Here is a 24,624-nt window from a genome sequence, read left to right on the forward strand (position 1 = left end):
GGTACTCCGTCGGGCCACGCTACAGCCTTCGGGACACCCCCCGGTTCGAGGTGGACCGGACATCAAAGCCGCCACACGGTCCCGTGCGCAAACTTGTAACGCTTCCGAGACGCTTCTTGCGCGTACGGTCACGGAACGGGCACCGAGCTTGACGCGTCATCGTCCTGGGGCAGACTTGGCCTGGAATAAGCGGTAAATCGATCACCAGCCGCGGAGCCGTCCGGCAACCGCGCCGATGGGGGACGCACGAGATGAGCAGTCAGGACGGCGCACAGGGGCGGTACGCGGGGCGTTCGCTGGCCGGTGGCCGCTACCAACTGCGCGATCTGCTCGGCGAGGGCGGCATGGCGTCGGTCCATCTCGCCTACGACACCGTGCTCGACCGCCAGGTCGCCATCAAGACGCTCCACACCGAGCTGGGCCGCGAGCAGTCCTTCCGCGAGCGCTTCCGGCGCGAGGCGCAGTCGGTGGCGAAGCTCACGCACACCAACATCGTGTCCGTCTTCGACACCGGCGAGGACGAGTTGGACGGCGCGACGATGCCGTACATCGTCATGGAGTACGTGGAGGGCAAGCCGCTCGGCTCCGTGCTCGACGCCTCCGTCACGCAGTTCGGCGCGATGTCGACCGACCAGGCGCTGAAGATCACCGCGGATGTGCTGGCCGCGCTGGAGATCAGCCACGAGATGGGCCTGGTCCACCGCGACATCAAGCCCGGCAACGTGATGATGACCAAGCGCAACGTCGTGAAGGTCATGGACTTCGGCATCGCCCGCGCCATGCAGTCCGGGGTCACCTCCATGACCCAGACCGGCATGGTCGTCGGCACCCCGCAGTACCTCTCGCCCGAGCAGGCCCTGGGCCGCGGCGTCGACGCCCGCTCGGACCTCTACTCGGTCGGCATCATGCTCTTCCAGCTGGTGACGGGCCGCCTGCCGTTCGAGGCGGACTCACCGCTGGCCATCGCGTACGCGCACGTCCAGGAGGAGCCGGTCGCCCCCTCCTCGATCAACCGGTCGCTGCCGCCCGCCGTCGACGCGATCGTCGCCCGCGCGCTCAAGAAGAACCCGAACGAGCGCTTCCCGACCGCCGAGGCCATGCGCGACGAGTGCCTGCGCGTCGCCCAGTCCTTCCAGGCGGCGGCCCCCAGCATCGTGCCGGGCGCGCAGACCGCGAGCGGTGCGGGCGTGGGCGCGGCGGTCTTCCCGCCGGTCGACGCGTCGCTGCCGCAGAACGGCCAGGTCCAGACCCCGTACCAGACGGGCCCCGGCCAGTACGGCCCGTCCACCCCGGCCCCCACCCCCGCGCCGACGCCGGGCTACGGCTACCCGCAGCAGCACGGCTACCAGACGCCGCCGCCGGTCAACGCGTACGCGCCGCAGCAGGGGGTGCCGCAAGGGGTGCCGCAAGGGGTGCACACCCCGCCGCCGTACAACCTCTCGCCGCAGCCCGCGACGACGTCGCCCGCGAACGGCTCGGGTGGCTCCGGTGGCGGCAAGCGGAACATGCCGGTGATCGTCGGCTCGATCGTCGTCGCCCTGCTCGCCATCGGCGGCCTGATCGCGGCGGTCTCCCTCAGCGGCGACGACGGCGACAAGGAGGCCGGCGGCGACAAGGCGAAGGCGCCGGTGGCGGGGCACAAGGGGCCCGAACGCAACAACACGCTCGAGACCGAGAAGTGCACGGACCCGGAGCCGGGTTACAACGACGAGAACAAGATCAAGGTCCCTGACTTCACGTTCAAGGACTGGAAGTCCGTCCAGAGCTGTCTCCAGGCCGCCGGCTGGCAGTCCGACGTGCGCAAGATCGACGAGAACGCCTACGGCGAGGACACCGTCATGCGGCAGGCGCCCAAGGAGGGCACGGAGATCGACCCGAAGAACGTCGACATCCAGTTCGACGTCTCCACGGGCAACCCGTCCTGACGGACGCGGCTCCCCTTCTTCTGGTCCACCACGCAAGGGGCTCGGTACGCGGTGTGCGTACCGAGCCCCTTCGCGTGCGGGTATCTCCGCAGTCCTAGAGGTACGGGCCTCCCGTGCGGCCGGCGAGGCCGCCGCCCGGCTCGTCCTCCTCGTCGCCGCCGCCCACGCCGGGCGGCAGCGCCCGCCGCATCGACTCCAGCTGCGCCCGCGCCGCCATCTGCTGCGCGAACAGCGTCGTCTGGATCCCGTGGAAGAGGCCTTCGAGCCAGCCGACCAACTGGGCCTGCGCGATGCGCAGTTCCGCGTCGCTGGGCGTCGACTCGTCCGTGAAGGGCAGGGAGAGCCGCTCCAGCTCCTCGACGAGCTCCGGGGCGAGACCGTCCTCCAGCTCCTTGACCGAGCTGGCGTGGATCTCCTTGAGCCGCACCCGGCTCGCCTCGTCGAGAGGAGCCGCCCGCACCTCCTCCAGCAGCTGCTTGATCATGCTGCCGATGCGCATGACCTTGGCCGGCTGTTCGACCATCTCCGTCACCGGAACCTCGCGGGATTCGTCGTCTCCGCCGCCACCGAGAGCCATTCCGTCCTGGCCCACGACCAGGACCTGGGGGCTCTCCGGCGACCGTTCGTTCCTCGGCATCTCCATGCCGCCATTCTCTCGCACCCGTACGTCACACATCGGTGGTGCCCCCATACGCGGTTGATCCACCCCCTCCATACGGGGTTGCTCCACCCCTCCATACGGGGTTGATCCACGCTCATACGGGGTTGATTCCACCTCAGCCGCGCCGCAGCCGGAGTCCGAGGAAGCCGAGGCCTAGGCCGATGAGGAGCAGGCCGCCGCCCAGGGGCAGGACCCGCAGGTTGGGCAGCACGGGCCCGACGAGCGGCCGCTCGGTCGGCTGGGACGCGGTGTCCCGGAGCGTGACGGGGACCGGCTCGGGCTTCGCGGGGCGCGGGGGCGGCGTGTAGGGCGCGCGCGGCACCTGGGGCAGGTCGGTGAGCGGCGGCCTGACCTGGCCGGGCCGCTCGCGCCCCTCGCCCGGCCTGCTGCCGGCCCGGGAGGTCTCGTCCACGGTGGTGAGCGGACGCCTCGGCGGGGGGTGTGCGGCCGCGTACGAGACGAGGTCGGGCACGAACGCCGTGAGGACGGCGAGCAACACGCCGACCACCGCGCCCACCACCAGGACCGCGCGCCGTCCAGCCCATGAAGCTTCCACCGCGCTGACCCCCTCCCGTCACCGGGCCGCCAGAATCAACAGCATTCGCTGCGCTGTGCGCTGCACGCAGTGCGCTGTACGCGGTGCGCTGTACGCAGTGCAGTGCGCTGGTGACAAGCCTCACATGACGCCGGATATCCGGCATCTCGACCAGCTCAGCCTTCCAGGTGACAGCGGGAGGACCACCCAGGGGCGCGGGGAACTGCGCGACCAGCCCCCACGCCCCCGCAGCCGAAAAATCACCTAGGGGCAAGGCCCCACGTCACCGGGTCAACAGCACCTTGCCGATGTGCCCGCTCTCCTCAAGGACCCGGTGCGCCGCCGCAGCATCCCGCATCGGCACCGTACGGTCCACGATGGGCCGCACATGCCCCCCGCCGAGCAGCGGCCAGACGTGCTCCCGCACGGCCGCGACGATCGAGGCCTTCTCGGCGGCCGGACGCCCCCGCAGCGAGGTCGCGGTGACGGCGGCCCGCTTCTGGAGGAGCGCGCCGATGTTCAGCTCGCCCTTGGCGCCGCCCTGCATGCCGATGATGGCGAGGCGCCCGTTGACCGCGAGGGCCTTGACGTTCCGGTCCAGGTACTTCGCGCCCATGTTGTCGAGGATGACGTCCGCGCCCGCCCCGTCCGTGGCCCGCTCGATCTCCTCGACGAAGTCCTGCTCGCGGTAGTTGATGAGGACGTCCGCCCCCAGCTCCCCGCAGAACGCCAGCTTCTCCTTGCTGCCCGCCGTGACGGCGACCTTCGCGCCGACGGCCTTGGCGAGCTGGATCGCCATGGTGCCGATGCCGCTGGAGCCGCCGTGCGCGAGGAGCGTCTCGCCGGGCCGCAGGTGGGAAATCATGAACACGTTGGACCACACCGTCGAGGTGACCTCGGGCAGCGCGGCCGCCGTGACGAGGTCGACGCCGTCCGGTACGGGAAGGAGCTGGCCGGCCGGCACGGCGACCTGCTCCGCGTATCCGCCGCCGGAGAGCAGCGCGCACACCTCGTCGCCGACCGCCCAGCCGGAGACGCCGGGGCCGAGGGCGGTGATCCGGCCCGAGCACTCCAGGCCGGGGTAGGGGGAGGCGCCGGGCGGCGGGTTGTAGAAGCCCTGCCGCTGCAACAGGTCGGCGCGGTTCACGGCGCTCGCCACCACGTCGACGAGCACCTCGCCCTCGCCGGGCACGGGATCGGGGACCTCGGCCCATACGAGCGCTTCGGGGCCGCCGGGTTCGGGGATCGTGATCGCATACATGCTGGCGAGGCTACTCGCGTCCCCCACCGCGCACCGGGCGACGGCCCACAGAGCCCTGCGAACATTGCGAGCCCTGCGAGCCCCGCGAGCCCCGCGAACCTTGCGAGCCCCGCGAACCCTGCGAGCCCTGCGAGCCCTCACGGCCCACCCAGCCCGCGCCCGGCCGGCCGGCCGGCCAACCACCATTCCGGTGGGCCGGGCCCCCGCCCGCCTCAGCTCGGCGGCATCGGTTTCAGGTCCGGGGCGACCACCGTCCCCGGTGAGGCCCGCACGATGGTGATCAGGCGGTCCGTCAACTCCAGCTTGCCCACGGCCGGATCGTCGTAGCCGAGCACGCGGTGCCCTCGTACGACACTCACCACCAGGTCGTCCGTCTCCCGCACGTTCAGCCCCACCTCGGCCTTTATAACCGGGCGTTCGACCAGGTCGAGGCCGCTGCCCTGCTGGATCAGGTCCTCCATGACCATGCCCGCGCTCGGGCTCAGCACGGAGAGACCGAGCAGCCGGCCCGCGGCGCTGGCGCTGGTGATGACAGCGTCGGCGCCGGACTGCCGGAGCAGCGGCGCGTTCTCCTCCTCGCGCACCGCCGCCACGATCTTTGCCCCGCGGTTCAACTGCCGTGCGGTGAGGGCCACCAGGACCGCCGTGTCGTCCCGCTGCGTCGCGATGATGATCTGGCGGGCCCGCTGCACCTCGGCACGGAGCAGCACGTCGCTGCGCGTCGCGTCGCCGATGACACCCGCGAACCCCTCCGCCGTGGCCGCGTCGATGACCTTCGCGCTGGGGTCGACCACCACGATCTGCTCAGGCTTCAGACCCGTCGCGCAGACGGTCTGGATCGCCGACCGCCCCTTCGTGCCGAAGCCGACGACAACAGTGTGTTCACGCAAGTTGGACCTCCAGCGGGACAGACGCCATTCCTCGCGGGTCCGTTCCGTGAGCACTTCGAGTGTGGTGCCGACCAAGATGATCAGAAAGAGCACGCGCAACGGCGTGATCAGCAGAATGTTGGTGAGCCGTGCGCTGTCGCTGTACGGGACGATGTCGCCGTACCCCGTGGTGGAGAGCGTGACGGTCGCGTAGTACGCGGAGTCGAGGAAGTCGACGCGACTGTCCGAGTTGTCGTGATAGCCGACGCGGTCGATCCAGACTATGAACGTCGTCAGAGCGAGCACCACCAGCGCCATCGCCAGACGGCGGGTGACCTGACGCAGCGGACGCTCGACCCTGCGTCGGGGAAGTTTGATCCGGTACGTGGTGTGCTGCTCTTCGGGGTGACGCGCGATCGCGTCATGCCCGGGAAGTTTCACGTGAAACGCTCCTCGCCGTCTGCGGCTGCGTCTGCATCTGGGGCTCGGCTTGGGGCTGCTGTGCGTGGGCGTGGGGCGGGGGCTGGGGATGGGGCGGTGCGTGGGGCTGTGCCTCGGCCTGGGCCTGGGGCTGGGGCTGCTCCGGCCCCGCTTCCGGCTGTGGCCCAGGCTCCCGCGCCTGGGCCCGCCTGCGCTCCCGCCGGGCCCGAGCCCGGCACCCCGTACATACCCGCCCCGGTCCCCACATCCGGCACCGCCCACGGCAGGTCGAGGATCTCCAGCTCCTGCCCCGCCCGCGCCCCGCCGGGCGGCACGACCGCGAGTCCGTCGGCCGCCGCGATGCCGCGCAGCATCGCCGGACCGTTGAAGCGCAGCGGGACGGCCCGTTCGCCGCGCAGGGTGACCGGGACGAGGCGGGTGTCGTGCGGGTGCCCGTGGACCGCGTCGCGCAGGGGAGCCGTGTACGTCGAAGGGCCGCCGCACCCCGTCGCGCGCCCGGAGAGCGTCCGCAGCAGGGGCTCGGCCAGCGTCAGCAGCCCGGAGACCGCGGCGAGCGGGTTGCCGGGCAACCCGACGAGGTGCTGTCCGGGCCGCACGCGGGCCAGCAGCATGGGGTGCCCGGGACGCACGGCCACGCCGTCCACGAGCAGTTCGGCGCCGACCCGGGCCAGGATCGGGTGGACGTGGTCGACGGGCCCGGACGCGGTACCGCCCGTCGTGACGATCAGGTCGGCGGTGGACGAGCCGATCGCCTCACGGAGCGCCTCCGCGTCGTCCCCGAGCCGCCGGACCCCGGTCACGTCGGCGCCCAGTGCGTGCAGCCACGGCGGCAGCATCGGACCGAGCGCGTCCCGGATGAGGCCCTCGTGGGGGAGGCCGGACGTCAGCAACTCGTCGCCCAGGACGAGGACTTCGGCGCGGGGCCTGCGGACCACCGCCAGCGTGTCGTACCCGGCGGCCGCGGCCAGACCGAGCACGGCGGGGGTGACCAGCGCCCCGGCGGGCAGCAGATGGTCGCCGGAACGGCACTCCTGGCCGCGCGGGCGGATGTCCTGCCCGGTGACCACCTCGCGCCGTGCGTGCAGGCGGCCCTTGTCGTCGAGGGTGCCGTGCTCGCTACGCAGGACGGCGGTGGCCTCCTGCGGGATGCGGGCGCCCGTCGCGATGCGCACCGCCTGCCCGCAGCTGAGCGCGTCCGGCCGGCCGCGCCCGGCGAGGATGCCGTCGGCCCGTACGTCCCAGGGACCGGGGCCCGCGACGACCCAGCCGTCCATCGCGGACGTGTCGAACGACGGCAGATCGGTGAGGGCGCTGAGCGGTACGGCCAGGATCAGACCGAGGGCGCGGTCCAGGGGTACGGGAGCGGGCTCGGCCACCGGCCGCGGCGCGGCCCGCTCCGCGACGGCGCGGGCGGCGGGCCAGGGGGTGATGTCACGGTGCTCACCGACTGAGGGCGGGGTGGGCGACGCGGCGGGGGTGGTTTGTGTGGCTGGCGGGACTGCTGTGCCCGGAGTGGTCGATGGGGGCGGTGGGGTCGGGGAGGGCGACGGGGTCGGGGCCGACCGGGATGGGGCGCCGTGGGTCCCCCCGTGGGTGTCACGGTCACGGTCGCCGTTCACGAGGGCTAGGGCCTCGTCGAGTTCGGCGTCCGGCACCGGTTGCCCGGTCATCGGGCGTCCGGTCGTGTTCCGGGGGTGGCATCGGGGCCGGTGCCGGGGTGGGGGCCGCCGGACGCGGAATCGGGGTGGGCGTCGGGCTTCTCGTCCTGCTGGTCCTCGTCCACCCAGCGGGCCGCCAACGCGACGGCCTTGCGCGTCGCCTCGGCCACCGCCTCGGCGCCGTCGGCCGCTCCGCCCCGCGAGGCGGCCTGCGCCGCCGCGTATCCGACGAGGAACGTGGTCAGCGGTGCGGCCGGCCTGGCCACGCCGTGCGCGGCGTCGCGGGCGAGGTCGAGGAGGGCGCCGGTGTCCACATCGAGATCGATGCCCAGCTCGTCCTTGACTGCGGAAATCCATTCATCCAACACGTTGCCATGCTCCCTGATGCGGGCCCGCGCGGCGGCGATGTCGTCCCAGGTGTCGCAGTCGAAAGCGGCGAGAGCCCCACCAACCCTGACCAACCGAAGCCGCCCGGTAAGCCACCGCAGGGGCAGACCGGCGAGGGCGGTGGGGGTGGGCGGGGGTGTGGACCCGGTTGGGGGTGCGGACCCGGTGGGCTCGGTGGGCCTGGCGGACCCGGTGGGCCTGGTGGGCCTGGTGGGCCTGGTGGGCCTGGCGGACCCGGTGGGCTCGGTGGACCCGGTCGGCCCGGCGGACCCGGTGGGCTCGGTGGGCCTGGCGGACCCGGTGGACTCGGTGGGCCTGGCGGACCCGGTGGACTCGGTGGGTCTGGCGGACCCGGTGGGCTTAGTGGCCCCGGCAGACCCGGTGGGATCGGTGGGCCTGGTGAGTCCGGTGGACCCGGTCGGCCCGGCGGACCCGGTCGGCCCGGCGGATCCGGTCGGCCCGGCGGACCCGGTGAACGGAGTGGACCCCCCAGCCCCGCCTCGCACGGCACCCCCGTCGCCCCTCTCGCGGGCAGCGATCGCGTCCATCTCGCGGCGCAGCGCCCCCCGCCGGTACGCGGCGACGAGCGGCTGGTCGCGGCCGTCGGGGTCCGTCAGCACCGCACCGTCCGCGCCGCTCTCCCGCAGCGCGCCCAGCAACCGGCGCACGGTCCGCTCGTCCAGAAACGGCAGGTCGGCCGAGAGCACCACAACCCACTCCGCCGTGGTGTGCCGCAGGCCCGCGTCCAGCGCGGCCAGCGGTCCGCCACCCGCGGGCTCCTCGCGGGCCCACACCACCGGGCGCGCGGTCGGCCGCGGCGCCGCCACGACGACGGTCGTACCCGCGTCGGAACAGGCCGCGAGCACCCGGTCGATCAGCGTCCGCCCACCGACCCGCACCCCCGGCTTGTCCGCACCGCCGAGCCGCGCCGCACCGCCCCCGGCGAGCACGACGGCGTCGTACGGCGTGGCGGTCCCGAGCGGCTCACCGCCCTCGTACGGCGTGGCGGGCCCGAGCGGCTCACCGCCCTCGTACGGCGTGGCGGGCCCGAGCGGCTCACCGCCCTCGTTCGTGGTCACCCACTGAGTATGGCCATACGAAGGATCAATGCCACCCCCGCGAAGGGCCCAACGGCCAAGGGACTTACGTCACGTTCCCCCCGCCCCACACCCCCCACGCGCCCCACAAGGCCCGCCACCTCCCCCTACGCCCCTCTACTCCCCCTAGTCCCCCGTCACAGTCCCCCTCACAGCGACCGCAGCAGCACCGAAGGTTGTTCGACGCAGTCGGCCACATAACGCAGGAACCCGCCCGCCGTGCCCCCGTCGCACACCCGGTGGTCGAAGGTGAGCGACAGCTGGACCACGTGCCGCACCGCCAACTCCCCTTCGTGCACCCACGGCTTGGGCACGATCCGGCCGACTCCGAGCATCGCCGCTTCGGGGTGGTTGATGATCGGCGTGGAGCCGTCGACCCCGAACACCCCGTAGTTGTTGAGGGTGAAGGTCCCTCCGGTGAGCTCCGCCGGGGTGAGCGTGCCCGCCCGGGCGGACTCGGTGAGGCGGATCAGCTCCGCGTTGATCGAGTCGGTCGAACGGGTCTGGCAGTGCCGCACCACCGGGACGACCAGGCCCCGATCGGTCTGCGCGGCGAAGCCGACGTGGATGTCGGCGTACTGCCGCACCTCGCGCGCGTCCATGTCGACGGAGGAGTTGAGCAGCGGGTACCGCGTCAGCGCGGCCACGCTGATGCGGGCCAGCAGCGCGAGCAGCGACACCTTCTGCCCACCCGCCTCGCCGTCGCGCCCGGTCACCGCAGCGTTCATGGCCTTGCGGGCCGCGAGCAGTTCGGTCGCGTCGGCGTCCACCCAGCAGGTGGCCTCCGGTATCTCGCGCCTGCTGCGGGACATCTTGTCGGCGACCAGGCCGCGGATGCCGGTCAGCGCGTGCCGCGTCACGGGCCCCGCGTGGTGCGGGTCCTGCGCCGCGCTCACCTGCCGGCGTACTTCGGCGGCGGCTGCGCGGCCACGGACCTCGGGGTCGACCGTCGCCGCTACGGAGGACCCGCCCGGCGCGTACGGCGCCCCGCCCGTCACCGTGCCGGTGCCCACCCCCGCCCCCGACACGGTCGCGGACGCGGAGACGACAGCGGACTCGACGTCGGCCCGCGTGATCAGCCCCTCCGGGCCGGACCCCACGAGGGCCCGCAGATCCACGCCGTTCTCCCGGGCCAGCTTCCGTACGAGCGGAGAAATCACCGGAATCGGCCCGTCGTCCGCGCGCGTGACCGAAGTGACCGCCGCGTCCCCGTCCCGCGCCCCCGGCTCCCGCTCAGGCGCCGGCGCCTCCGCAAGCTGTCCCGCGGGCCGTGAAGGCCGCCGCACCCTGCGCCGCCGCGCGGGAGCCGCCCCCGTGCCGTATCCGACGAGGACGTTCCCGGAGGACTCCTCGGCCGCCGTCTGCAGCGCCCGCTCGGCGGGCTCCTCGGGAACCCGGGACCCGCTCCCCCCCGGCTCGCCCCCGCCACCTGCCCCAGCCGTCACACCCGCCCCGGCCGCCGCACCCACGGCGACCGTCAACAGCGGTGCCCCGACCGGCAGTTCCGCGCCCTCCTCGCCGAAGCGAGCCGTCACCACGCCCCCGTAGGGACACGGCACCTCGACCATCGCCTTGGCGGTCTCGACCTCGACGACCGGCTGGTCGACGGCCACGACGTCGCCCACCTCGACCAGCCAGCGGACGACCTCCGCCTCGGTCAGCCCCTCTCCGAGGTCGGGCAGCTTGAACTCAAGGACCTGGGCCATCAGCTCTCCGCCTCCCACTGCAGCCGCGCGACCGCGTCCAGGATCCGGTCGACGCCCGGAAGGTGGTGCTTCTCCAGCATCGGCGGCGGGTACGGAATGTCGAAGCCCGCGACGCGCAGCACCGGCGCCTCCAGGTGGTGGAAGCACCGCTCGGTGACCCGCGCGGCGATCTCCCCGCCGGGCCCGCCGAAGCCGTTCGACTCGTGCACGACCACCGCGCGGCCGGTGCGCCGCACCGACGCGGCGACCGTCTCGTCGTCGAAGGGCACCAGCGAGCGCAGGTCGACGACCTCCAGGTCCCAGCCCTCCGCGCGGGCGGCCTCGGCCGCCTCCAGGCAGACGGGCACGGACGGCCCGTACGTGATGAGCGTGGCGCTGCGTCCGGTGCGCCGCACCACCGCGCGGCCTATCGGTTCAACGGGTCGCGGGGCATCCGGGTTCCAGTCGGCCTTCGACCAGTACAGGCGCTTCGGCTCCAGGAAGACCACCGGGTCGTCCGAGGCGATGGCGGCGCGCAGCAGCCCGTAGGCGTCGTCGACCGTGGCGGGCGTGACCACGTGCAGCCCCGGCGTCGCCATGTAGTACGCCTCGGAGGAGTCGCTGTGGTGCTCGACGCCGCCGATGCCGCCGCCGTAGGGCACGCGCACCGTGATGGGCAGCGGCATGGCGCCCCGCGTGCGGTTGCGCATCCGCGCCACGTGTGAGATCAGCTGTTCGAAGGCGGGGTAGGCGAACGCGTCGAACTGCATCTCCACGACCGGACGCAGCCCGTACATCGCCATGCCGACGGCCGTCCCGAGGATGCCCGCCTCGGCCAGCGGCGTGTCCGTGCAGCGGTCCTCGCCGAACTCCTCGGCGAGCCCGTCGGTCACCCGGAACACTCCGCCGAGCGCTCCGACGTCCTCGCCGAGGACGTGCACCGAGGAGTCCTCGGCCATGGAGTCCCGAAGGGCCCGTCCGAGCGCCTGTGCCATGGTGGCCGGTTTGGTGGCGGGCCTCGCCGCGACCGTGGTCATCGCGCTTCCTCCTCGGCCTCTTCCGAGGCCACTTCCAGCTCCGCGCGCAACTGGTCCGCCTGCTCCCGGAGTTGGGAGGTCTGCTCGGCGTACACGTGCGTGAAGAGGTCCATCGGGTCGAGGACGGCTTCCTGGTTCATGCGCTCGCGCAGGTCAGCCGCCATGGCCTCCGCGTCGTCGGCCGTCCGTCGCTTCATGTCGTCGTCCAGGAGTCCGCGCTCCGTCAACTTCCGCTCCAGGAGCAGGATCGGGTCATGGTCGTGCCAGGCCTCGACGTCGGCGTCCTGGCGGTACCGCGTGGCGTCGTCGGCGTTGGTGTGCGCCTCCATGCGGTACGTGACGGCCTCCACCAGCGTCGGTCCGCCGCCCGCCCGCGCGCGGGAGACCGCTTCGCTCAGCACGTCGTGCATCGCCACCGCGTCGTTGCCGTCCACCAGGCGCCCCGGCATGCCGTACCCGACCGCCTTGTGGGCGAGGGAGGGTGCGGCGGTCTGCTTGGCGAGCGGCACGGAGATGGCGAAGCCGTTGTTCTGCACGAGGAAGACCACGGGGGCCCGCCACACCGCGGCGAAGTTCAGCGCCTCGTGGAAGTCGCCCTCGCTGGTGCCGCCGTCACCGACCATGGCGAGCGCGACCACGCCGTCGCCCTTGAGCCGGGCGGCGTGCGCGAGACCCACCGCGTGCGGCAGCTGCGTCGCGAGCGGGGTGCTCAGGGGCGCCGTGCGGTACTCGCGCGGGTCGTATCCGGTGTGCCAGTCGCCGCGCAGCAGCGTCAGCGCGCGCGCCGGGTCGAGGCCGCGGGCGACCACGGCGAGCGTGTCCCGGTAACTGGGAAAGAGCCAGTCCCGCTCCTCCAGGGCCAGCGCGGCCGCTATCTCGCACGCCTCCTGCCCGGTGCTCGACGGGTAGACCGCCAGCCTGCCCTGCTTCGTCAGAGCCGTCGCCTGCGTGTTGTAACGGCGCCCGCGCACCAGCTCCGCGTACAGCCGGCGCAGCAGCCCCGGGTCGGCCTTCTCGGCGGCCGGCGTGCCGAGGACGCGATACGGCTCCGCGTCCGGCAGCAGCGGCGCGGGGTCGGTCCTGGGCTGCCAAGCGGGGGGCGGGGTGGGCCGATAGGCGCCCCGCTTCTCCATGACCGTCATGACGGCACCTCCTGGGGGAAGCGGTCTCCTCGTGGGAGCGGTAAAAGAGGCGCGCCGACGTGATGCGCCTCACCTACCGATTGTTCGGTCGCCGGCACATTTTGGCTACAGGCACCGTCAGGCTGTGGACAAACGGTTCTGCACAGCCTGGGATGGATGCAGTACGTCCATGGTAGGGAGGCGGGGGGACATGGCATCTGAACGAATGGCCGACGGGCAGGACGGCGACCGCCCGGAGCTCCGCACCCCCGAGCTCCGGCCCCCTGAGCCCCGCTCCCCGGACGCCGGGATCCCCGAGCCCCGGCTCCCCGAACCGCGCACGCCGGAGCAGCCCGTTCCAGAGCCCCGGCCGCTGGACGCCATCGACCGCGACATCCTGCAGATCCTCCATACGGACGGTCGCGCGTCGATACGCTCCGTGGCCGAGCGCGTCCACGTGTCGCGCGCCAACGCCTACGCGCGCATCAACCGCCTCATCGACGACGGCGTCATCCGGGGGTTCGGAGCGCGGATCAACCACGAACGCGCCGGGCAGGGGGCGTCCGCGTACATCACGCTCAAGATCGTCCAGAACACCTGGCGTACGGTGCGCGAGCATCTGCGCGCACTTCCCGGTGCGTCCCACATCGCGTTGGTCAGCGGTGACTTCGACGTACTGCTCCTGGTGCACACGCCGGACAACCGCGCCCTGCGGGAGCTGGTGCTCACCCGGCTCCAGTCCATCCCCGAAGTGCTCAGCACGCGGACGCTGCTGGTCTTCGAGGAGGACGACATGGAGCCGGAGCGCTGAGCTCGCCGGCGCACGTCAGCGCTCGGTGCGCAGCCCCGCGAAGGCCAACTGCACGACGGCGTCGGCGATCTGCTCGCCGTTGGCGGCGCCCCTGCTCTCCGGCCGGTACCACTCCACGATGGAGTTGATCATCCCGAAGAGCAGCCGGGTGGCCAGGCGCAGGTCGACGTCGGAGCGCAGATCGCCGTCGGCGACGGCCTCCTTGAAGAGCTCGGCCACCTGCTGGTCGAACTCCCTGCGCCGCTCCATGGCCCAGCGCTCGGTGTCCGTGTTGCCGCGCACGCGCAGCAGCAGGGTCACGTACGGCACCTCGGCGACCAGCACCTCCACGGTGCGCCGCGTCACGTACTCCAGGCGCTCCACCGCACGCCCCACGCGCGCGTGCTCCTCGTCGAGGATCCCGAAGAGCCCGTCCAGGGCCCGGCTCACCGCCCGCCGGAGCAGCTCCTCCTTGCCCGCCACATGGTGGTAGATCGAGGACTTGGAGATGCCGGCCGCCTTGGAGAGGTGCTCCATGGAGGTGCCGTCGTAGCCCCGCTCGTTGAAGACCCGGACGGCCACGCCAAGCAGCGTCTCCGGGGTGTACGTGTCCCGCCGGGCGGTGGTCATGAGTACTCCTCTCGCACGGCTTGGCGCCGCAGTGCCTGGGAGGGCGCGTAACGCCCGGTGGGGTACTCGTCGTGCAGTACGTCGAGCGCCTCGGCCACCCGGTACGCGGTGAGCCGGCGGCCCCATTCCAGCGGCCCGAGCGGGTAGTTGACGCCGAGCCGCATGGCGGTGTCGACGTCCTCGGCGGCGGCCACGTCGCGGCCCACGGCGTCGAGGGCGAAGTCGATCAGCATCCACACGGTGCGGGCCACGATCATCCCTGGAGCGTGCCCGATGACGCTGACCTTCTTGCCGAGCGCCTGGAAGAGGCCGATCGCCTCCTTCAGGGCCTGCTCGCTCACCCTGCCGGACGGCGAGAGCGCGATCCGGGTGGCGGCCCGGTAGTCCAGCGCGAGGTCGAAGTGGATCGTGGGCTCCGAGGCGGCGTCGGGGCCCGTGCCGTCGGCTAGGGCCAGCCGGGCGCCGCCGGGCAGCTCTATGTGGCCAGGGAAGCCGGGCACGCCCTCACCGTGGCCCACCCGGCCCACCCGGACCCCCGCCTCGGCGATCAGGCCGGGAAGCGCGTCCGCCGGGAAGAGGTCGCCGTGGACGGTGACGGAGGCCGGGGCCTTCTCGGTGGGCGCGGTGTGCGGCTCCGCGCGCGGGACGCCGTCCCCGTACGCGTACCAGCCCTGTCCCGACTTCCGGCCGAGGCGGCGTGACTCGACGAGGCGGCGCTGGGCGAGCGACGGCGTGAACTTGGGGTCCTGGAAGAAGGACTCCCACACGGAGCGCGTGACGGCCTCGTTGACGTCCTGCCCGATCAGGTCGGTGAGCTCGAAGGGGCCCATCTTGAAACCGCCGCACTCGCGCAGCACGGCGTCGATCGTGGCGGGGTCGGCGACCCGCTCCTCGTACAGGCGCAGCGCCTCGGCGTAGAAGGGCCGGGCGACGCGGTTGACGATGAAGCCGGGGGTGTCCGCGCAGCGCACCGGCGTCTTGCCCCAGGCCTTCGCCGTCTCGTACGCGCGCGTGGCGGTCGCCGGGTCGGTCGCGAAGCCGCTGACGACCTCGACGAGGGGGAGCAGCGGCGCCGGGTTGAAGAAGTGCAGGCCGACGAAGCGGCCGGGCACGCGCAGCGGGCCCGCGACGGCGGTCACCGAGAGGGACGAGGTGTTGGTGGCGAGCAGACAGTCCTCGGCGACGACATCTTCGAGCTCTTGGAACAGGCGTTGCTTGACGTCCAGTTGCTCCAGGACCGCCTCGACGACGAGGCCGCAGCCCGCGAGCTCGGCGAGGCTCTGGGCGGGGGTCAGCCGGGCGCCCGCGGCGGCGCGGTCCTCGGCGGTGAGGCGGCCCTTCTCGACGAGCCGGTCCAGGCGGGCGCCGATGGCCTCAGCCGCCGCCTGCGCACGGTCGGGCGCGGCGTCGTACAGCAGCACGGGGTGGCCCGCGACCAGGGCGACCTGGGCGATGCCCTGCCCCATGGTCCCGGTACCGACCACGGCAACGGCGCTGCTGAGCTCGAGTGCTGTCATGTTCGCGATCCTCCCGCACGGCCCGTCGGCCGCGGGGTCCGGGGGTGGCCGTGAAGAAGTTGTCCACAGGTTCGGCAGACCCTCTTGTCCCGACCGATCGTTCGGTTACTCTAGCCCTGTCAGAGCGTTCCTGCCCACCGTCCCTGCCCAGCTCGCCGGCTCGACGCAGAGCCGCCCGAGGAGGAGTTGGTCCCGTCATGGCCGCCGAACTCACCGCGCCCCAGCTGATCGCCAAGCACCGGCCCACCCTCGACCAGGCGCTGGAGACCATCCGCTCGCGCGCGTACTGGTCCCCCCACCCCGAGCACCCCAAGGCCTACGGGGAGAACGGCAGCCTGAGCCTGCCCCAGGGCAAGGCCGCCTTCGACGCCCTCCAGGGCACCCGCTTCGACCTCGACCAGCCCGGCACGGACGACTGGGTGGGCGGCGAAGTCTCGCCGTACGGCCCCGAGTTGGGCATCACGTACCCGCACCCGGACCTGGACACCCTGCTCCCCGCGATGCGCGCGGGAATGCGCGCCTGGCGCGAGGCGGGCGCCGAGACGCGCGCGGTCGTCTGTCTGGAGATCCTGTCCCGGATCAGCGCCCGGACGCACGAGTTCGCGCACGCGGTCATGCACACCAGCGGCCAGGCCTTCATGATGGCCTTCCAGGCCGGTGGGCCGCACGCCCAGGACCGCGGCATGGAAGCCGTCGCGTACGCGTACGAGGAGCAGTCCCGCACCCCCGACGCGGCGGAGTGGAGCAAGCCCCAGGGCAAGCGCGACCCGCTGGCGCTGAACAAGCGCTTCACGCCCGTGGCGCGCGGCATCTCGCTCCTGATCGGCTGCAACACCTTCCCGACGTGGAACGGCTACCCCGGCCTGTTCGCCTCCCTCGCGACCGGCAACCCCGTCCTGGTCAAGCCCCACCCGCGCGCGGTCCTGCCGCTCGCCCTGACGGTGCGCATCGCCCGTGAGGTCCTCGCGGAGACCGGCTTCGACCCGAACCTGGTGTGCCTCGCCGCCGAGCGGCCCGGCGAGGGCATCGCCAAAGCCCTCGCCGTCCGCCCCGAGATCAAGATCATCGACTACACGGGATCGACGGCGTTCGGCGACTGGCTGGAGGCCAACGCCCGTCAGGCGCAGGTCTACACCGAGAAGGCCGGCGTCAACACCGTCGTCGTGGAGTCGACGGACAACTACAAGGGGATGCTGGCCAACCTCGCCTTCTCCCTGTCGCTGTACAGCGGGCAGATGTGCACCACCCCGCAGAACCTGCTGATCCCCCGCGACGGCATCGAGACGGACGCGGGCGCCAAGTCGTACGACGACGTGGTGGCCGACCTCGCCGCCTCGGTGAGCGGCCTGCTCGGCGACGACGCGCGGGCGAACGGCATCCTCGGCGCCCTGGTCAACCCGGACGTAAAGACCCGCCTGGAAGCGGCCGCGGGACTCGGCGAAGTCGCCCTCCCCTCCCGGGAGATCGTCAATCCGGACTTCCCGGACGCCGTGGTCCGCACCCCGGTGATCGTCAAGCTGGACGGCGCCAAGCCGGACGCCGAGGCGGCCTATCTCAGCGAGTGCTTCGGCCCGGTCTCCTTCGCGGTCGCCGTCGACTCGGCGGCCGACGCCGTGGAGCTGCTGCGTCGCACGGTGCGCGACAAGGGAGCGATGACCGTCGGGGCGTACACGACGTCGCAGGAGCTCTCCACCGCCGTGGAGGAGACCTGCCTCGAAGAGTGCGCCCAGCTGTCCCTCAACCTCACAGGCGGCGTCTATGTGAACCAGACGGCGGCGTTCTCGGACTTCCACGGCTCGGGCGGCAACCCCGCGGCGAACGCCGCGCTGTGCGACGGCGCGTTCGTGGCCAACCGCTTCCGCGTGGTGGAGATCCGCAAGGACGCCTGAGACGCCTGACCTGCGGCGGGTTCAGGCCTCCGGCCCCGGGGGCCTGCCCGCCGACCAGTGGAAGAGGGTCATGCCGACGCTCGTCGCGAGGTTGTAGCTGGAGACCTGCGGGCGCATCGGCAGGGCCACCAAGTGGTCCGCGCGGCGCCGCAGTTCGGCCGAGAGCCCGCTGCGCTCGGAGCCGAAGGCGAGCACGGCGTCGTCCGGGAGCTTCAGCCCCCGGATGTCCTCGCCCTCCGCGTCCAGCGCGAACACCGGGCCCGGCGGCAGTTCGGTCACGTCCATGCGCTCCACGGCCGTCGCGAAGTGCAGGCCGGCGCCGCCGCGTACGACCGTGGGATGCCAGGGGTCGAGCGTGCCGGTCGTGACAACCCCGGTCGCGCCGAACCCCGCGGCGAGCCGGATCACCGCCCCCGCGTTGCCGAGATTGCGGGGGTCGTCGAGCACGATGACGGGGGACGGCCTGGGCATCCGCCTCAGTGCCTGAAGGTTGTCCGCGCGGGAGGGTCGCTCGGCGAGCGCGGCCACCGCGGTGGGGTGCAGCCGCGGCACCAGAGCACGCACCCGCTCGTCCGGTACGTCCACGAGGAGCGCGCCGAGGGCGTCCCGTACGTCCGGCGCGAGGTCGTCCGCGAGGGCGAGGACACCGGGCCGGTCGCTGGTCAGCGCGACCGGTACACGTGCACCGAAGCGCAGGGCGTGCTTGATCGCGTGGAAGCCGTCGAGCAGCACGGAGGCATCGGCGAGACCGCGCCAGCGGCGTACGGCGTCCTCGGGGCGCAGGGCATGCCCGGGGCGTACGGCGTCCTCGGGGCGCGCGGCGTGCGCACCGCCCGCGGCGTCCGTGTTGTTCATGGAGAGAAGCCTACGTGCGCGGTTCTGGTGGGCTCTTCGTCCGGCTTTCCGCCGGAGCCCCCGTCCGACTGCCCGTCCGGGACGCGCTGCTCTGGCATGCCATCGGTACGACCCTCGTCGTCGGCACCGTCAGAGCGACGGAGCCGGGAAAGCGGAAGCCGCGCTACCGCCCCATCACGCGCGCGTGCCGCCCAGCCGCCCACCCGGAGCAGGAACGACGTCGGCAGGAACACCGAGTCCGCCGCGATCATCGCGAGCGAGAAGAACGGCAGCCCCAGGACGACCGCGATCACCGAGTGCTCGACGATCATCGCCGCCAGCAGCACGTTCTTGACCCGGCGATTGAAGAGCGTGAACGGGAAGGCCACCTGCACGGCGACCGTTCCGTACGTCACCAGCAGCACCATGATGCCGTGGGACGAGAGCAGCTCGGAGAGCGCGGGCCACGGGGAGAAGTAGTCGAGGTTCAGCGGGTAATAGACGGCCGTGCCGTCCTGCCAGCGGCTGCCCTGGATCTTGTACCAGCCGGCCGTCGCGTAGATCAGACACGCCTCGACCATGATCACCAACAGCCCCGCGTTGTGGGCGATGTTGGCCACGACGTCGAGCAGCTTGCGGAACTCGCCGAGCGAGGCGCTCCGGCCCGCGCGCCACCCCACGGCCCACCACAGCCCGTGCGCCAGCAGCATGCCCCAGAGGAACAGCAGCCAGCCGTGACTGAGCTCGCCCATGAACGTCACGGCGGACAGAGCGAGCCCGCACACCCACCACAGGGCCGGCCCCACCCGGTCGACCTGGTCCACCAGATCAGCGTCCGCGCCCCCGGCACGCGCGCGTGCCGCCCGCCGCGCGTCCAGCGACCAGACCTGGCCGCACCGGATGAAGACCAGGTAGGTGGCCATGAGGTGGATGACGTTGTCGCCGCCGTCCCCCATGAAGATGCTGCGGTTCTGCAGCGACAGCACGCCGATCATGAAGAGCACGGACATCACGCGGGTGTGCCAGCCGAGCAGCAGCAACGCGCTGCTGAGGATCGCGAGCGCGTACACGACCTCGAACCAGAGGTTGCCGTCCGACCACATGAGAGCGGTGAAGGCGCCGTTGTTCGCGATGAGCTGCTGGGCCATGTCCCAGTTCCAGGGGCCGTCGGGCCCGTACATCTCCTGGCGGTGGGGGAGTTCGCGCAGCAGGAAGAACAGCCACGTGCCGGCGAAGCCGATCCGGACCACCGCGGTCTGGTACGGGCCGAGGGCGTACCCGGTGACCTTGGTGATGGCCCCGGTGACGGTTCCTGCAAACGAGCGTTCGAGCCGGATCACGGGGCATTCCCCTTCGTCTGTGCGACCGTCCTGACCGGGCCCTGCGAACGGTTCGCGCTCTCCTGCGAACGGTCCTTGCTCGCCGGCCCCTTGCCGAGCGGCAGATCCTCGGGCTTCACCGGCCACCAGGGGAGCTGCCGGTACGACGGCTTGGCGGAGACCTTCTCCTCGCTCCACTTCGGCGGCCGCACGTTCGTGGTCTTCGAGCGCAGCTGCACGTTCGCGACCTCGTCGCCCTTGCCGCCGGGCGCCTTGCGGTCGAGCCGCAGATACGCGATCCGGCGGAGGTACTGCTCGGAGAGCTGGCCGCGCAGGCCGACGGGACGATTCTTCGCGTCGTGCGAGCCCACGTAGAAGTCCCAGGCCCGGCGGAGTTCGTTCTGCTGCGTGTGGCTGGGCAGCAGGCTGCCGTCGATGGCGGCGCCGTCCTCGGCGGAGAGCTCGTACCAATCCGTGGTCCGCATCTCCCCGTCGGCGGTACGGAGCTCCGCCCGAGCCTGCACGGCGACGTTCTGCTGGAGCGGGTTGGGCGCGAAGAGCTTCCAGTTCTGCTCGAACTCGGGGTAGATCCAGTCGTCGATCACGTCACCGTGCTGCTTGGTCAGCGTGTTCGACGGTGCGACATGGAGGAAGAGCATCGCTATATGGGCACAGGCGGCCACGCTGACGACGGCCAGGGCACAGGCGGCGACGACCTGATACCCGAGCTTCAGTCCGGCGATACCGACGCGGGCGGGGGCGGGGACGGGGGCGGTCGCGGGGGGACCATCCGTCGCGGGGGCCACATAGGTCGCGCGGGTCCCGTCGGGCGCAGGGGGCCCTTCGGTCTCAAGAACCACCTCGGCGTCCGAGGCCCCACCAGCCCCATCCACCCGATCGGCCCCATCGTCGAGGCGATCCGTTCCCTCGCTCGCCTCCGCCGGCTCGGGCTCGTCAGGCACCGCGGACCCACCGCCCGAGTCCTTGTCGTACCCGTCCATTCCGCCCCGTTCCCCGATCGCGCGCCGAACCCTGCCGCCGGAACGGTACTCAGGCCCGACCGTCACGGACAGCGTCCGTGAAGTTATCCACAGGGTTGACACCTTATGGCGGAGGGCCGCACCATTGAATTCAACGAACCGAACGATCGGTCGGGCGGTTCGCATCAGGGTCGAGGGGGCCGAGATGGCGACAGCAGCCGCACACCAGGCGGCAAGGACGGAGCCGGACGAGACCGCGTCCGCCGCCGCGAGCACGGCGGAGCACCAGGCCGTCTTCGACGCGGCGGTCGCCGCCGACGAGCGCATCGAGCCGCGCGACTGGATGCCGGACGCCTATCGCGCGTCCCTGGTCCGCCAGATCGCCCAGCACGCGCACTCCGAGATCATCGGCATGCAGCCGGAGGCCAACTGGATCACCCGCGCCCCCTCCCTGCGGCGCAAGGCGATCCTCATGGCCAAGGTGCAGGACGAGGCCGGTCACGGCCTGTATCTGTACAGCGCCGCCGAGACCCTCGGCACCAGCCGTGACGAGCTGCTCGACAAGCTCCACTCGGGCCGCCAGAAGTACTCCTCGATCTTCAACTACCCCACGCTGACGTGGGCGGACGTCGGAGCGATCGGCTGGCTGGTGGACGGCGCGGCGATCACCAACCAGGTCCCCCTGTGCCGCTGTTCGTACGGCCCGTATGCGCGCGCGATGGTCCGCGTCTGCAAGGAGGAGTCCTTCCACCAGCGCCAGGGGTACGAGTCGTTGCTCGCCCTCAGCCGCGGCACCGAGGCCCAGCACGACATGGCGCAGGACGCGGTGAACCGCTGGTGGTGGCCGTCCCTGATGATGTTCGGCCCACCGGACGACGAGTCCTCGCACTCCGAGCAGTCGATGACGTGGAAGATCAAGCGCCACTCGAACGACGAGCTGCGTCAGCGCTTCGTCGACATCTGCGTCCCGCAGGCCGAGTCGCTCGGCCTGACGCTCCCCGACCCGGACCTGATGTGGAACGAGACCCGGGGGCACTACGACTTCGGGGCCATCGACTGGACCGAGTTCTGGGACGTCCTGAAGGGCAACGGCCCCTGCAACGACCAGCGGATCACCCAGCGCCGCCGCGCCCATGAGGACGGCGCCTGGGTCAGGGATGCCGCGGCCGCGTACGCCGACAAGCAGGCGACCGCCAAGCGGACCGCCATGAGCGGTACGCACGGCGTCAGCCGCCCGCACACCGACGTCAGTGGCTCGCACAGCAACAGTGGCACGCACGGCGTCGCCGCACGGCACGGAGAGGCGACAGCATGAGCAGCTCGACCGACTGGCCGCTGTGGGAGGTGTTCGTCCGCTCCCGCCGCGGGCTCTCCCACACCCACGCGGGCAGCCTGCACGCCCCGGACGCGGAGATGGCCCTGCGCAACGCCCGCGACCTGTACACCCGCAGGAGCGAGGGCGTCTCGCTCTGGGTCGTGCCGTCCGCCGAGATCACCGCCTCCTCGCCGGACGAGAAGGACTCCTTCTTCGAGCCGGCCGGCGACAAGCCCTACCGCCACCCGACGTTCTACGACATCCCGGAGGGGGTGAAGCACCTGTGACCGCCTCGCCCCCCGCCCCGTCCAGCGCTCCCGCCCCGTCCGGCGCCCCCGCCGCGGCCGGCCCCCGCGCACCCCAGGACCCGGCCCCGCCCGCCCTGGCCCTCGGCGACGACGCCCTGGTGCTCTCCCACCGCCTGGGGGAGTGGGCCGGACACGCGCCCGTCCTGGAGGAGGAGGTCGCGCTGGCGAACATCGCCCTCGACCTGCTCGGCCAGGCCCGCATCCTGCTCTCCCTGGTCGGCGACGAGGACGAGTTGGCGTACCTCCGCGAGGAGCGCGCCTTCCGCAACCTCCAGCTGGTCGAGCAGCCGAACGGCGACTTCGCCCACACCATCGCCCGCCAGCTCTGCTTCTCCACCTACCAGACGCTGCTGTACGGCCAGTTGGCGTCCGGCGACGGCGAGTTCGCCCCGCTGGCCGCGAAGGCCGTCAAGGAAGTGACCTACCACCAGGACCACGCCGAGCAGTGGACCCTGCGCCTCGGCGACGGCACGGACGAGAGCCACGGCCGGATGCAGCGCGGCCTCGACGCTCTGTGGCGGTTCACCGGCGAGATGTTCCAGCCCGTGGCCGGCCTGGACGTCGACCGGCAGAAGCTGCGGGACGACTGGACCGCCTCGGTGACCGCGATCATCGAGCGGGCCACCCTGACCGTGCCCGGCGGCCCGCAGTCCGGCGCGTGGACGGCGGGCGCGGGCCGCCAGGGACTGCACACCGAGTCCTTCGGCCGGATGCTCGCGGAGATGCAGCACCTGCACCGCAGCCACCCGGGGGCGTCATGGTGACGACCACACCCACCGCGCTGGAGGCGGAGCTCCTGGCCCTCGCGGGTTCGGTGCCCGACCCCGAGCTGCCCGTGCTCACCCTGGCCGAGCTCGGCGTGGTGCGCGGCGTACGGGTCCTCGCCCCCGGCAGGGTCGACGTCGAGCTCACCCCGACCTACACGGGCTGTCCGGCGATCGAGGCCATGTCCGCCGACATCGAGCAGGTGCTGCACGACCGCGGCATGGCCGAGGTGTCGGTGCGCACCGTGCTCTCCCCCGCCTGGTCCACGGACGACATCAGTGCCGAAGGGCGCCGCAAGCTGGCCGAGTTCGGCATAGCTCCCCCGCGCTCCCACGCGGCGGACGGGCCCGTCCCGCTGAGCCTCTCGATCCGCTGCCCCCACTGCGGCTCGACCGACACGGAACTGCTCAGCCGCTTCTCCTCCACGGCCTGCAAGGCGCTGCGCCGTTGCGCCTCCTGCCGTGAACCCTTCGACCACTTCAAGGAGTTGTGATGGCCCGCTTCCACCCGCTCCGGGTAGCGGCGGTCGACCGGCTCACCGACGACTCCGTGACGCTGACGTTCGACGTGCCGCCGGCACTGCGCGAGGAGTTCCGCTTCACCCCGGGCCAGCACCTCGCCATCCGCCGCTTCGCCGACGGCGCCCAGATCCGGCGTACGTACTCGATCTGCTCCCCGGCTCCCTCCCTGGACGCCCCGGACGAGCCCCGGTTCCTGCGGGTCGGGGTACGGCTTGTCGAGGCCGGCGCCTTCTCCACGTACGCCTTCAAGGAACTCTCGGTCGGCGACGAGCTGGACGTGATGACGCCGGCCGGGCGCTTCACGCTCGACCCGGCCCCGGGCCGTTATGCGGCGATCGTCGGCGGCAGCGGCATCACACCTGTGCTCTCCATCGTCACGACCCTCCTGGAGCGCGAGCCGAAGGCGGACTTCTGCCTCATACGCAGCGACCGCACCGCCGCCTCGACGATGTTCCTGGAAGAGGTCGCCGACCTGAAGGACCGCTGGCCCGACCGGTTCCAGCTGGTGACCGTGCTCTCCCGCGAGGAGCAGCAGTCGGGGCTCGACTCCGGGCGGCTCGACGAGGAGCGACTCACCCGGCTGCTGCCCGCGCTGTTGCCGGTGTCGGACATCGAGGGCTGGTTCCTGTGCGGGCCGTTCGGCCTGGTCCAAGGCGCGGAGCGGACACTGCGCGCGCTCGGCGTGCCCCGGCGCCGGGTCCACGAGGAGATCTTCCACGTGGACGACAACCTCCCGGCCGCCTCGACCACGTCCCCCGCCGCCGCTCCCACCGCTCCCGCGCACAGCACGGTGACGGCGACACTCGACGGCCGCTCGGGCACCTGGCCCGTCCAAGAAGGCGAGACACTGCTCGAAACGGTGCTGCGCAACCGCGCCGACGCGCCCTACGCCTGCAAGGGCGGCGTGTGCGGCACGTGCCGTGCGTTCTGTGTCTCGGGCGAGGTGCGGATGGACCGCAACTACGCGCTGGAGCCGGAGGAGACGGAGGCCGGGTACGTCCTCGCGTGCCAGTCCCGCCCGGCCACGGACACGGTGGAGCTGGACTTCGACCGCTGAGGAGCCGTAAGGACCACCGGAG

General features: G+C 72.3%; 20 protein-coding genes and 3 pseudogenes. 8 read left to right on the top strand and 15 right to left on the bottom strand.

Annotated features, from left to right (window positions below; translation table 11 throughout):
* Nucleotides 1–251 precede the first annotated feature (251 nt).
* Complete coding sequence (locus tag ACZ6CV_RS11630) at nt 252–1,925, top strand: protein kinase domain-containing protein (protein ID WP_469250642.1); 1,674 nt, start codon at nt 252–254, stop codon at nt 1,923–1,925.
* Between the two features lie 94 nt (nt 1,926–2,019).
* Here ACZ6CV_RS11630 and ACZ6CV_RS11635 read toward each other — a convergent pair whose 3' ends face one another.
* From ACZ6CV_RS11635 to pdhA, 10 genes and pseudogenes are all read right to left on the bottom strand, one after another.
* Entirely contained in the window at nt 2,020–2,568 is a 549-nt protein-coding gene (locus ACZ6CV_RS11635; protein WP_362376503.1) for a bacterial proteasome activator family protein, read from the bottom strand.
* A gap of 133 nt (nt 2,569–2,701) precedes the next feature.
* Nucleotides 2,702–3,142, bottom strand: coding sequence for a hypothetical protein (locus tag ACZ6CV_RS11640; protein WP_469250643.1), 441 nt, complete (start codon nt 3,140–3,142; stop codon nt 2,702–2,704).
* Between the two features lie 262 nt (nt 3,143–3,404).
* Nucleotides 3,405–4,382 carry an NAD(P)H-quinone oxidoreductase gene (locus tag ACZ6CV_RS11645; RefSeq protein ID WP_469250644.1) on the bottom strand — a complete coding sequence of 326 codons (978 nt, stop codon included), beginning with the start codon at nt 4,380–4,382 and terminating at the stop codon, nt 3,405–3,407.
* A 212-nt stretch (nt 4,383–4,594) separates the two neighbouring features.
* Nucleotides 4,595–5,692 carry a potassium channel family protein gene (locus ACZ6CV_RS11650; RefSeq protein ID WP_469250645.1) on the bottom strand — a complete coding sequence of 366 codons (1,098 nt, stop codon included), beginning with the start codon at nt 5,690–5,692 and terminating at the stop codon, nt 4,595–4,597.
* Between the two features lie 239 nt (nt 5,693–5,931).
* Nucleotides 5,932–7,362 (bottom strand): annotated as a pseudogene (locus tag ACZ6CV_RS11655) (molybdopterin molybdotransferase MoeA); the annotation flags it as partial.
* Nucleotides 7,359–7,853, bottom strand: a pseudogene (locus ACZ6CV_RS11660) (DUF6457 domain-containing protein); the annotation flags it as partial. The pseudogenes ACZ6CV_RS11660 and ACZ6CV_RS11655, both read right to left, overlap by 4 nt.
* A 402-nt stretch (nt 7,854–8,255) precedes the next feature.
* A pseudogene (gene mobA, locus ACZ6CV_RS11665) lies at nt 8,256–8,687 on the bottom strand (molybdenum cofactor guanylyltransferase); the annotation flags it as partial.
* A gap of 296 nt (nt 8,688–8,983) precedes the next feature.
* Entirely contained in the window at nt 8,984–10,540 is a 1,557-nt protein-coding gene (locus ACZ6CV_RS11670) for a dihydrolipoamide acetyltransferase family protein (protein ID WP_469250646.1), read from the bottom strand.
* Complete coding sequence (locus tag ACZ6CV_RS11675; protein WP_469250647.1) at nt 10,540–11,556, bottom strand: alpha-ketoacid dehydrogenase subunit beta; 1,017 nt, start codon at nt 11,554–11,556, stop codon at nt 10,540–10,542. Before ACZ6CV_RS11675 ends, ACZ6CV_RS11670 begins: the two co-directional genes overlap by 1 nt.
* On the bottom strand, nt 11,553–12,698 hold the full coding sequence (gene pdhA / locus ACZ6CV_RS11680) for a pyruvate dehydrogenase (acetyl-transferring) E1 component subunit alpha (RefSeq protein WP_469250648.1): 1,146 nt from the start codon (nt 12,696–12,698) through the stop codon (nt 11,553–11,555). Before pdhA ends, ACZ6CV_RS11675 begins: the two co-directional genes overlap by 4 nt.
* A gap of 190 nt (nt 12,699–12,888) precedes the next feature.
* Here pdhA and ACZ6CV_RS11685 point away from each other — a divergent pair, with 190 nt between their 5' ends.
* Nucleotides 12,889–13,488, top strand: coding sequence for an Lrp/AsnC family transcriptional regulator (locus tag ACZ6CV_RS11685; protein WP_469250650.1), 600 nt, complete (start codon nt 12,889–12,891; stop codon nt 13,486–13,488).
* 15 nt (nt 13,489–13,503) lie between these two features.
* Here the strand turns inward: ACZ6CV_RS11685 and ACZ6CV_RS11690 are convergent, their stop codons facing one another.
* Nucleotides 13,504–14,097, bottom strand: coding sequence for a TetR/AcrR family transcriptional regulator (locus ACZ6CV_RS11690; protein ID WP_469250651.1), 594 nt, complete (start codon nt 14,095–14,097; stop codon nt 13,504–13,506).
* The gene (locus tag ACZ6CV_RS11695) at nt 14,094–15,614 is read right to left on the bottom strand and encodes a 3-hydroxyacyl-CoA dehydrogenase (RefSeq protein ID WP_469250652.1); all 1,521 of its coding nucleotides are present in this window, start codon (nt 15,612–15,614) and stop codon (nt 14,094–14,096) included. Before ACZ6CV_RS11695 ends, ACZ6CV_RS11690 begins: the two co-directional genes overlap by 4 nt.
* Before the next feature lie 197 nt (nt 15,615–15,811).
* Here ACZ6CV_RS11695 and paaN point away from each other — a divergent pair, with 197 nt between their 5' ends.
* The gene (gene paaN, locus ACZ6CV_RS11700; protein WP_469250653.1) at nt 15,812–17,503 is read left to right on the top strand and encodes a phenylacetic acid degradation protein PaaN; all 1,692 of its coding nucleotides are present in this window, start codon (nt 15,812–15,814) and stop codon (nt 17,501–17,503) included.
* 21 nt (nt 17,504–17,524) lie between these two features.
* Here the strand turns inward: paaN and ACZ6CV_RS11705 are convergent, their stop codons facing one another.
* Genes ACZ6CV_RS11705 through ACZ6CV_RS11715 form a run of 3 tightly spaced genes read right to left on the bottom strand, consistent with a single transcriptional unit; the run spans nt 17,525 to nt 20,657 of the window.
* On the bottom strand, nt 17,525–18,358 hold the full coding sequence (locus tag ACZ6CV_RS11705) for a TrmH family RNA methyltransferase (RefSeq protein WP_469250654.1): 834 nt from the start codon (nt 18,356–18,358) through the stop codon (nt 17,525–17,527).
* Complete coding sequence (locus tag ACZ6CV_RS11710; protein ID WP_469250655.1) at nt 18,355–19,677, bottom strand: HTTM domain-containing protein; 1,323 nt, start codon at nt 19,675–19,677, stop codon at nt 18,355–18,357. The genes ACZ6CV_RS11705 and ACZ6CV_RS11710 overlap by 4 nt, the downstream gene beginning before the upstream one ends.
* Entirely contained in the window at nt 19,674–20,657 is a 984-nt protein-coding gene (locus ACZ6CV_RS11715) for a DUF5819 family protein (RefSeq protein WP_469250656.1), read from the bottom strand. Before ACZ6CV_RS11715 ends, ACZ6CV_RS11710 begins: the two co-directional genes overlap by 4 nt.
* 184 nt (nt 20,658–20,841) lie before the next feature.
* On the opposite strand from ACZ6CV_RS11715, the gene paaA reads away from it, so the two are divergent.
* Genes paaA through ACZ6CV_RS11740 form a run of 5 tightly spaced genes read left to right on the top strand, consistent with a single transcriptional unit; the run spans nt 20,842 to nt 24,602 of the window.
* Nucleotides 20,842–21,951, top strand: a complete 1,110-nt coding sequence (paaA, locus tag ACZ6CV_RS11720; RefSeq protein WP_469250657.1) for a 1,2-phenylacetyl-CoA epoxidase subunit PaaA — start codon at nt 20,842–20,844, stop codon at nt 21,949–21,951.
* Complete coding sequence (gene paaB, locus ACZ6CV_RS11725; RefSeq protein ID WP_362376486.1) at nt 21,948–22,238, top strand: 1,2-phenylacetyl-CoA epoxidase subunit PaaB; 291 nt, start codon at nt 21,948–21,950, stop codon at nt 22,236–22,238. The genes paaA and paaB overlap by 4 nt, the downstream gene beginning before the upstream one ends.
* Nucleotides 22,235–23,023 carry a 1,2-phenylacetyl-CoA epoxidase subunit PaaC gene (paaC, locus tag ACZ6CV_RS11730; protein ID WP_469250658.1) on the top strand — a complete coding sequence of 263 codons (789 nt, stop codon included), beginning with the start codon at nt 22,235–22,237 and terminating at the stop codon, nt 23,021–23,023. The genes paaB and paaC overlap by 4 nt, the downstream gene beginning before the upstream one ends.
* On the top strand, nt 23,017–23,517 hold the full coding sequence (gene paaD, locus ACZ6CV_RS11735) for a 1,2-phenylacetyl-CoA epoxidase subunit PaaD (RefSeq protein ID WP_469250659.1): 501 nt from the start codon (nt 23,017–23,019) through the stop codon (nt 23,515–23,517). The genes paaC and paaD overlap by 7 nt, the downstream gene beginning before the upstream one ends.
* On the top strand, nt 23,517–24,602 hold the full coding sequence (locus ACZ6CV_RS11740; RefSeq protein WP_469250660.1) for a 2Fe-2S iron-sulfur cluster-binding protein: 1,086 nt from the start codon (nt 23,517–23,519) through the stop codon (nt 24,600–24,602). The genes paaD and ACZ6CV_RS11740 overlap by 1 nt, the downstream gene beginning before the upstream one ends.
* Nucleotides 24,603–24,624 lie beyond the last annotated feature (22 nt).

The organism is Streptomyces sp. NPDC041713 (assembly GCF_055591085.1).

Coding starts and splice junctions, on each gene's coding strand:
- ACZ6CV_RS11630 (WP_469250642.1), top strand. CDS start 252: ATGAGCAGTCAGGACGGCGCACAGGGGCGGTACGCGGGGCGTTCGCTG.
- ACZ6CV_RS11715 (WP_469250656.1), bottom strand. CDS start 20,657: ATGGACGGGTACGACAAGGACTCGGGCGGTGGGTCCGCGGTGCCTGAC.
- ACZ6CV_RS11670 (WP_469250646.1), bottom strand. CDS start 10,540: ATGGCCCAGGTCCTTGAGTTCAAGCTGCCCGACCTCGGAGAGGGGCTG.
- ACZ6CV_RS11705 (WP_469250654.1), bottom strand. CDS start 18,358: ATGAACAACACGGACGCCGCGGGCGGTGCGCACGCCGCGCGCCCCGAG.
- pdhA (WP_469250648.1), bottom strand. CDS start 12,698: ATGACGGTCATGGAGAAGCGGGGCGCCTATCGGCCCACCCCGCCCCCC.
- ACZ6CV_RS11685 (WP_469250650.1), top strand. CDS start 12,889: ATGGCATCTGAACGAATGGCCGACGGGCAGGACGGCGACCGCCCGGAG.
- paaB (WP_362376486.1), top strand. CDS start 21,948: ATGAGCAGCTCGACCGACTGGCCGCTGTGGGAGGTGTTCGTCCGCTCC.
- ACZ6CV_RS11675 (WP_469250647.1), bottom strand. CDS start 11,556: ATGACCACGGTCGCGGCGAGGCCCGCCACCAAACCGGCCACCATGGCA.
- paaA (WP_469250657.1), top strand. CDS start 20,842: ATGGCGACAGCAGCCGCACACCAGGCGGCAAGGACGGAGCCGGACGAG.
- ACZ6CV_RS11635 (WP_362376503.1), bottom strand. CDS start 2,568: ATGGAGATGCCGAGGAACGAACGGTCGCCGGAGAGCCCCCAGGTCCTG.
- ACZ6CV_RS11690 (WP_469250651.1), bottom strand. CDS start 14,097: ATGACCACCGCCCGGCGGGACACGTACACCCCGGAGACGCTGCTTGGC.
- paaD (WP_469250659.1), top strand. CDS start 23,017: ATGGTGACGACCACACCCACCGCGCTGGAGGCGGAGCTCCTGGCCCTC.
- ACZ6CV_RS11740 (WP_469250660.1), top strand. CDS start 23,517: ATGGCCCGCTTCCACCCGCTCCGGGTAGCGGCGGTCGACCGGCTCACC.
- paaN (WP_469250653.1), top strand. CDS start 15,812: ATGGCCGCCGAACTCACCGCGCCCCAGCTGATCGCCAAGCACCGGCCC.
- ACZ6CV_RS11695 (WP_469250652.1), bottom strand. CDS start 15,614: ATGACAGCACTCGAGCTCAGCAGCGCCGTTGCCGTGGTCGGTACCGGG.
- ACZ6CV_RS11645 (WP_469250644.1), bottom strand. CDS start 4,382: ATGTATGCGATCACGATCCCCGAACCCGGCGGCCCCGAAGCGCTCGTA.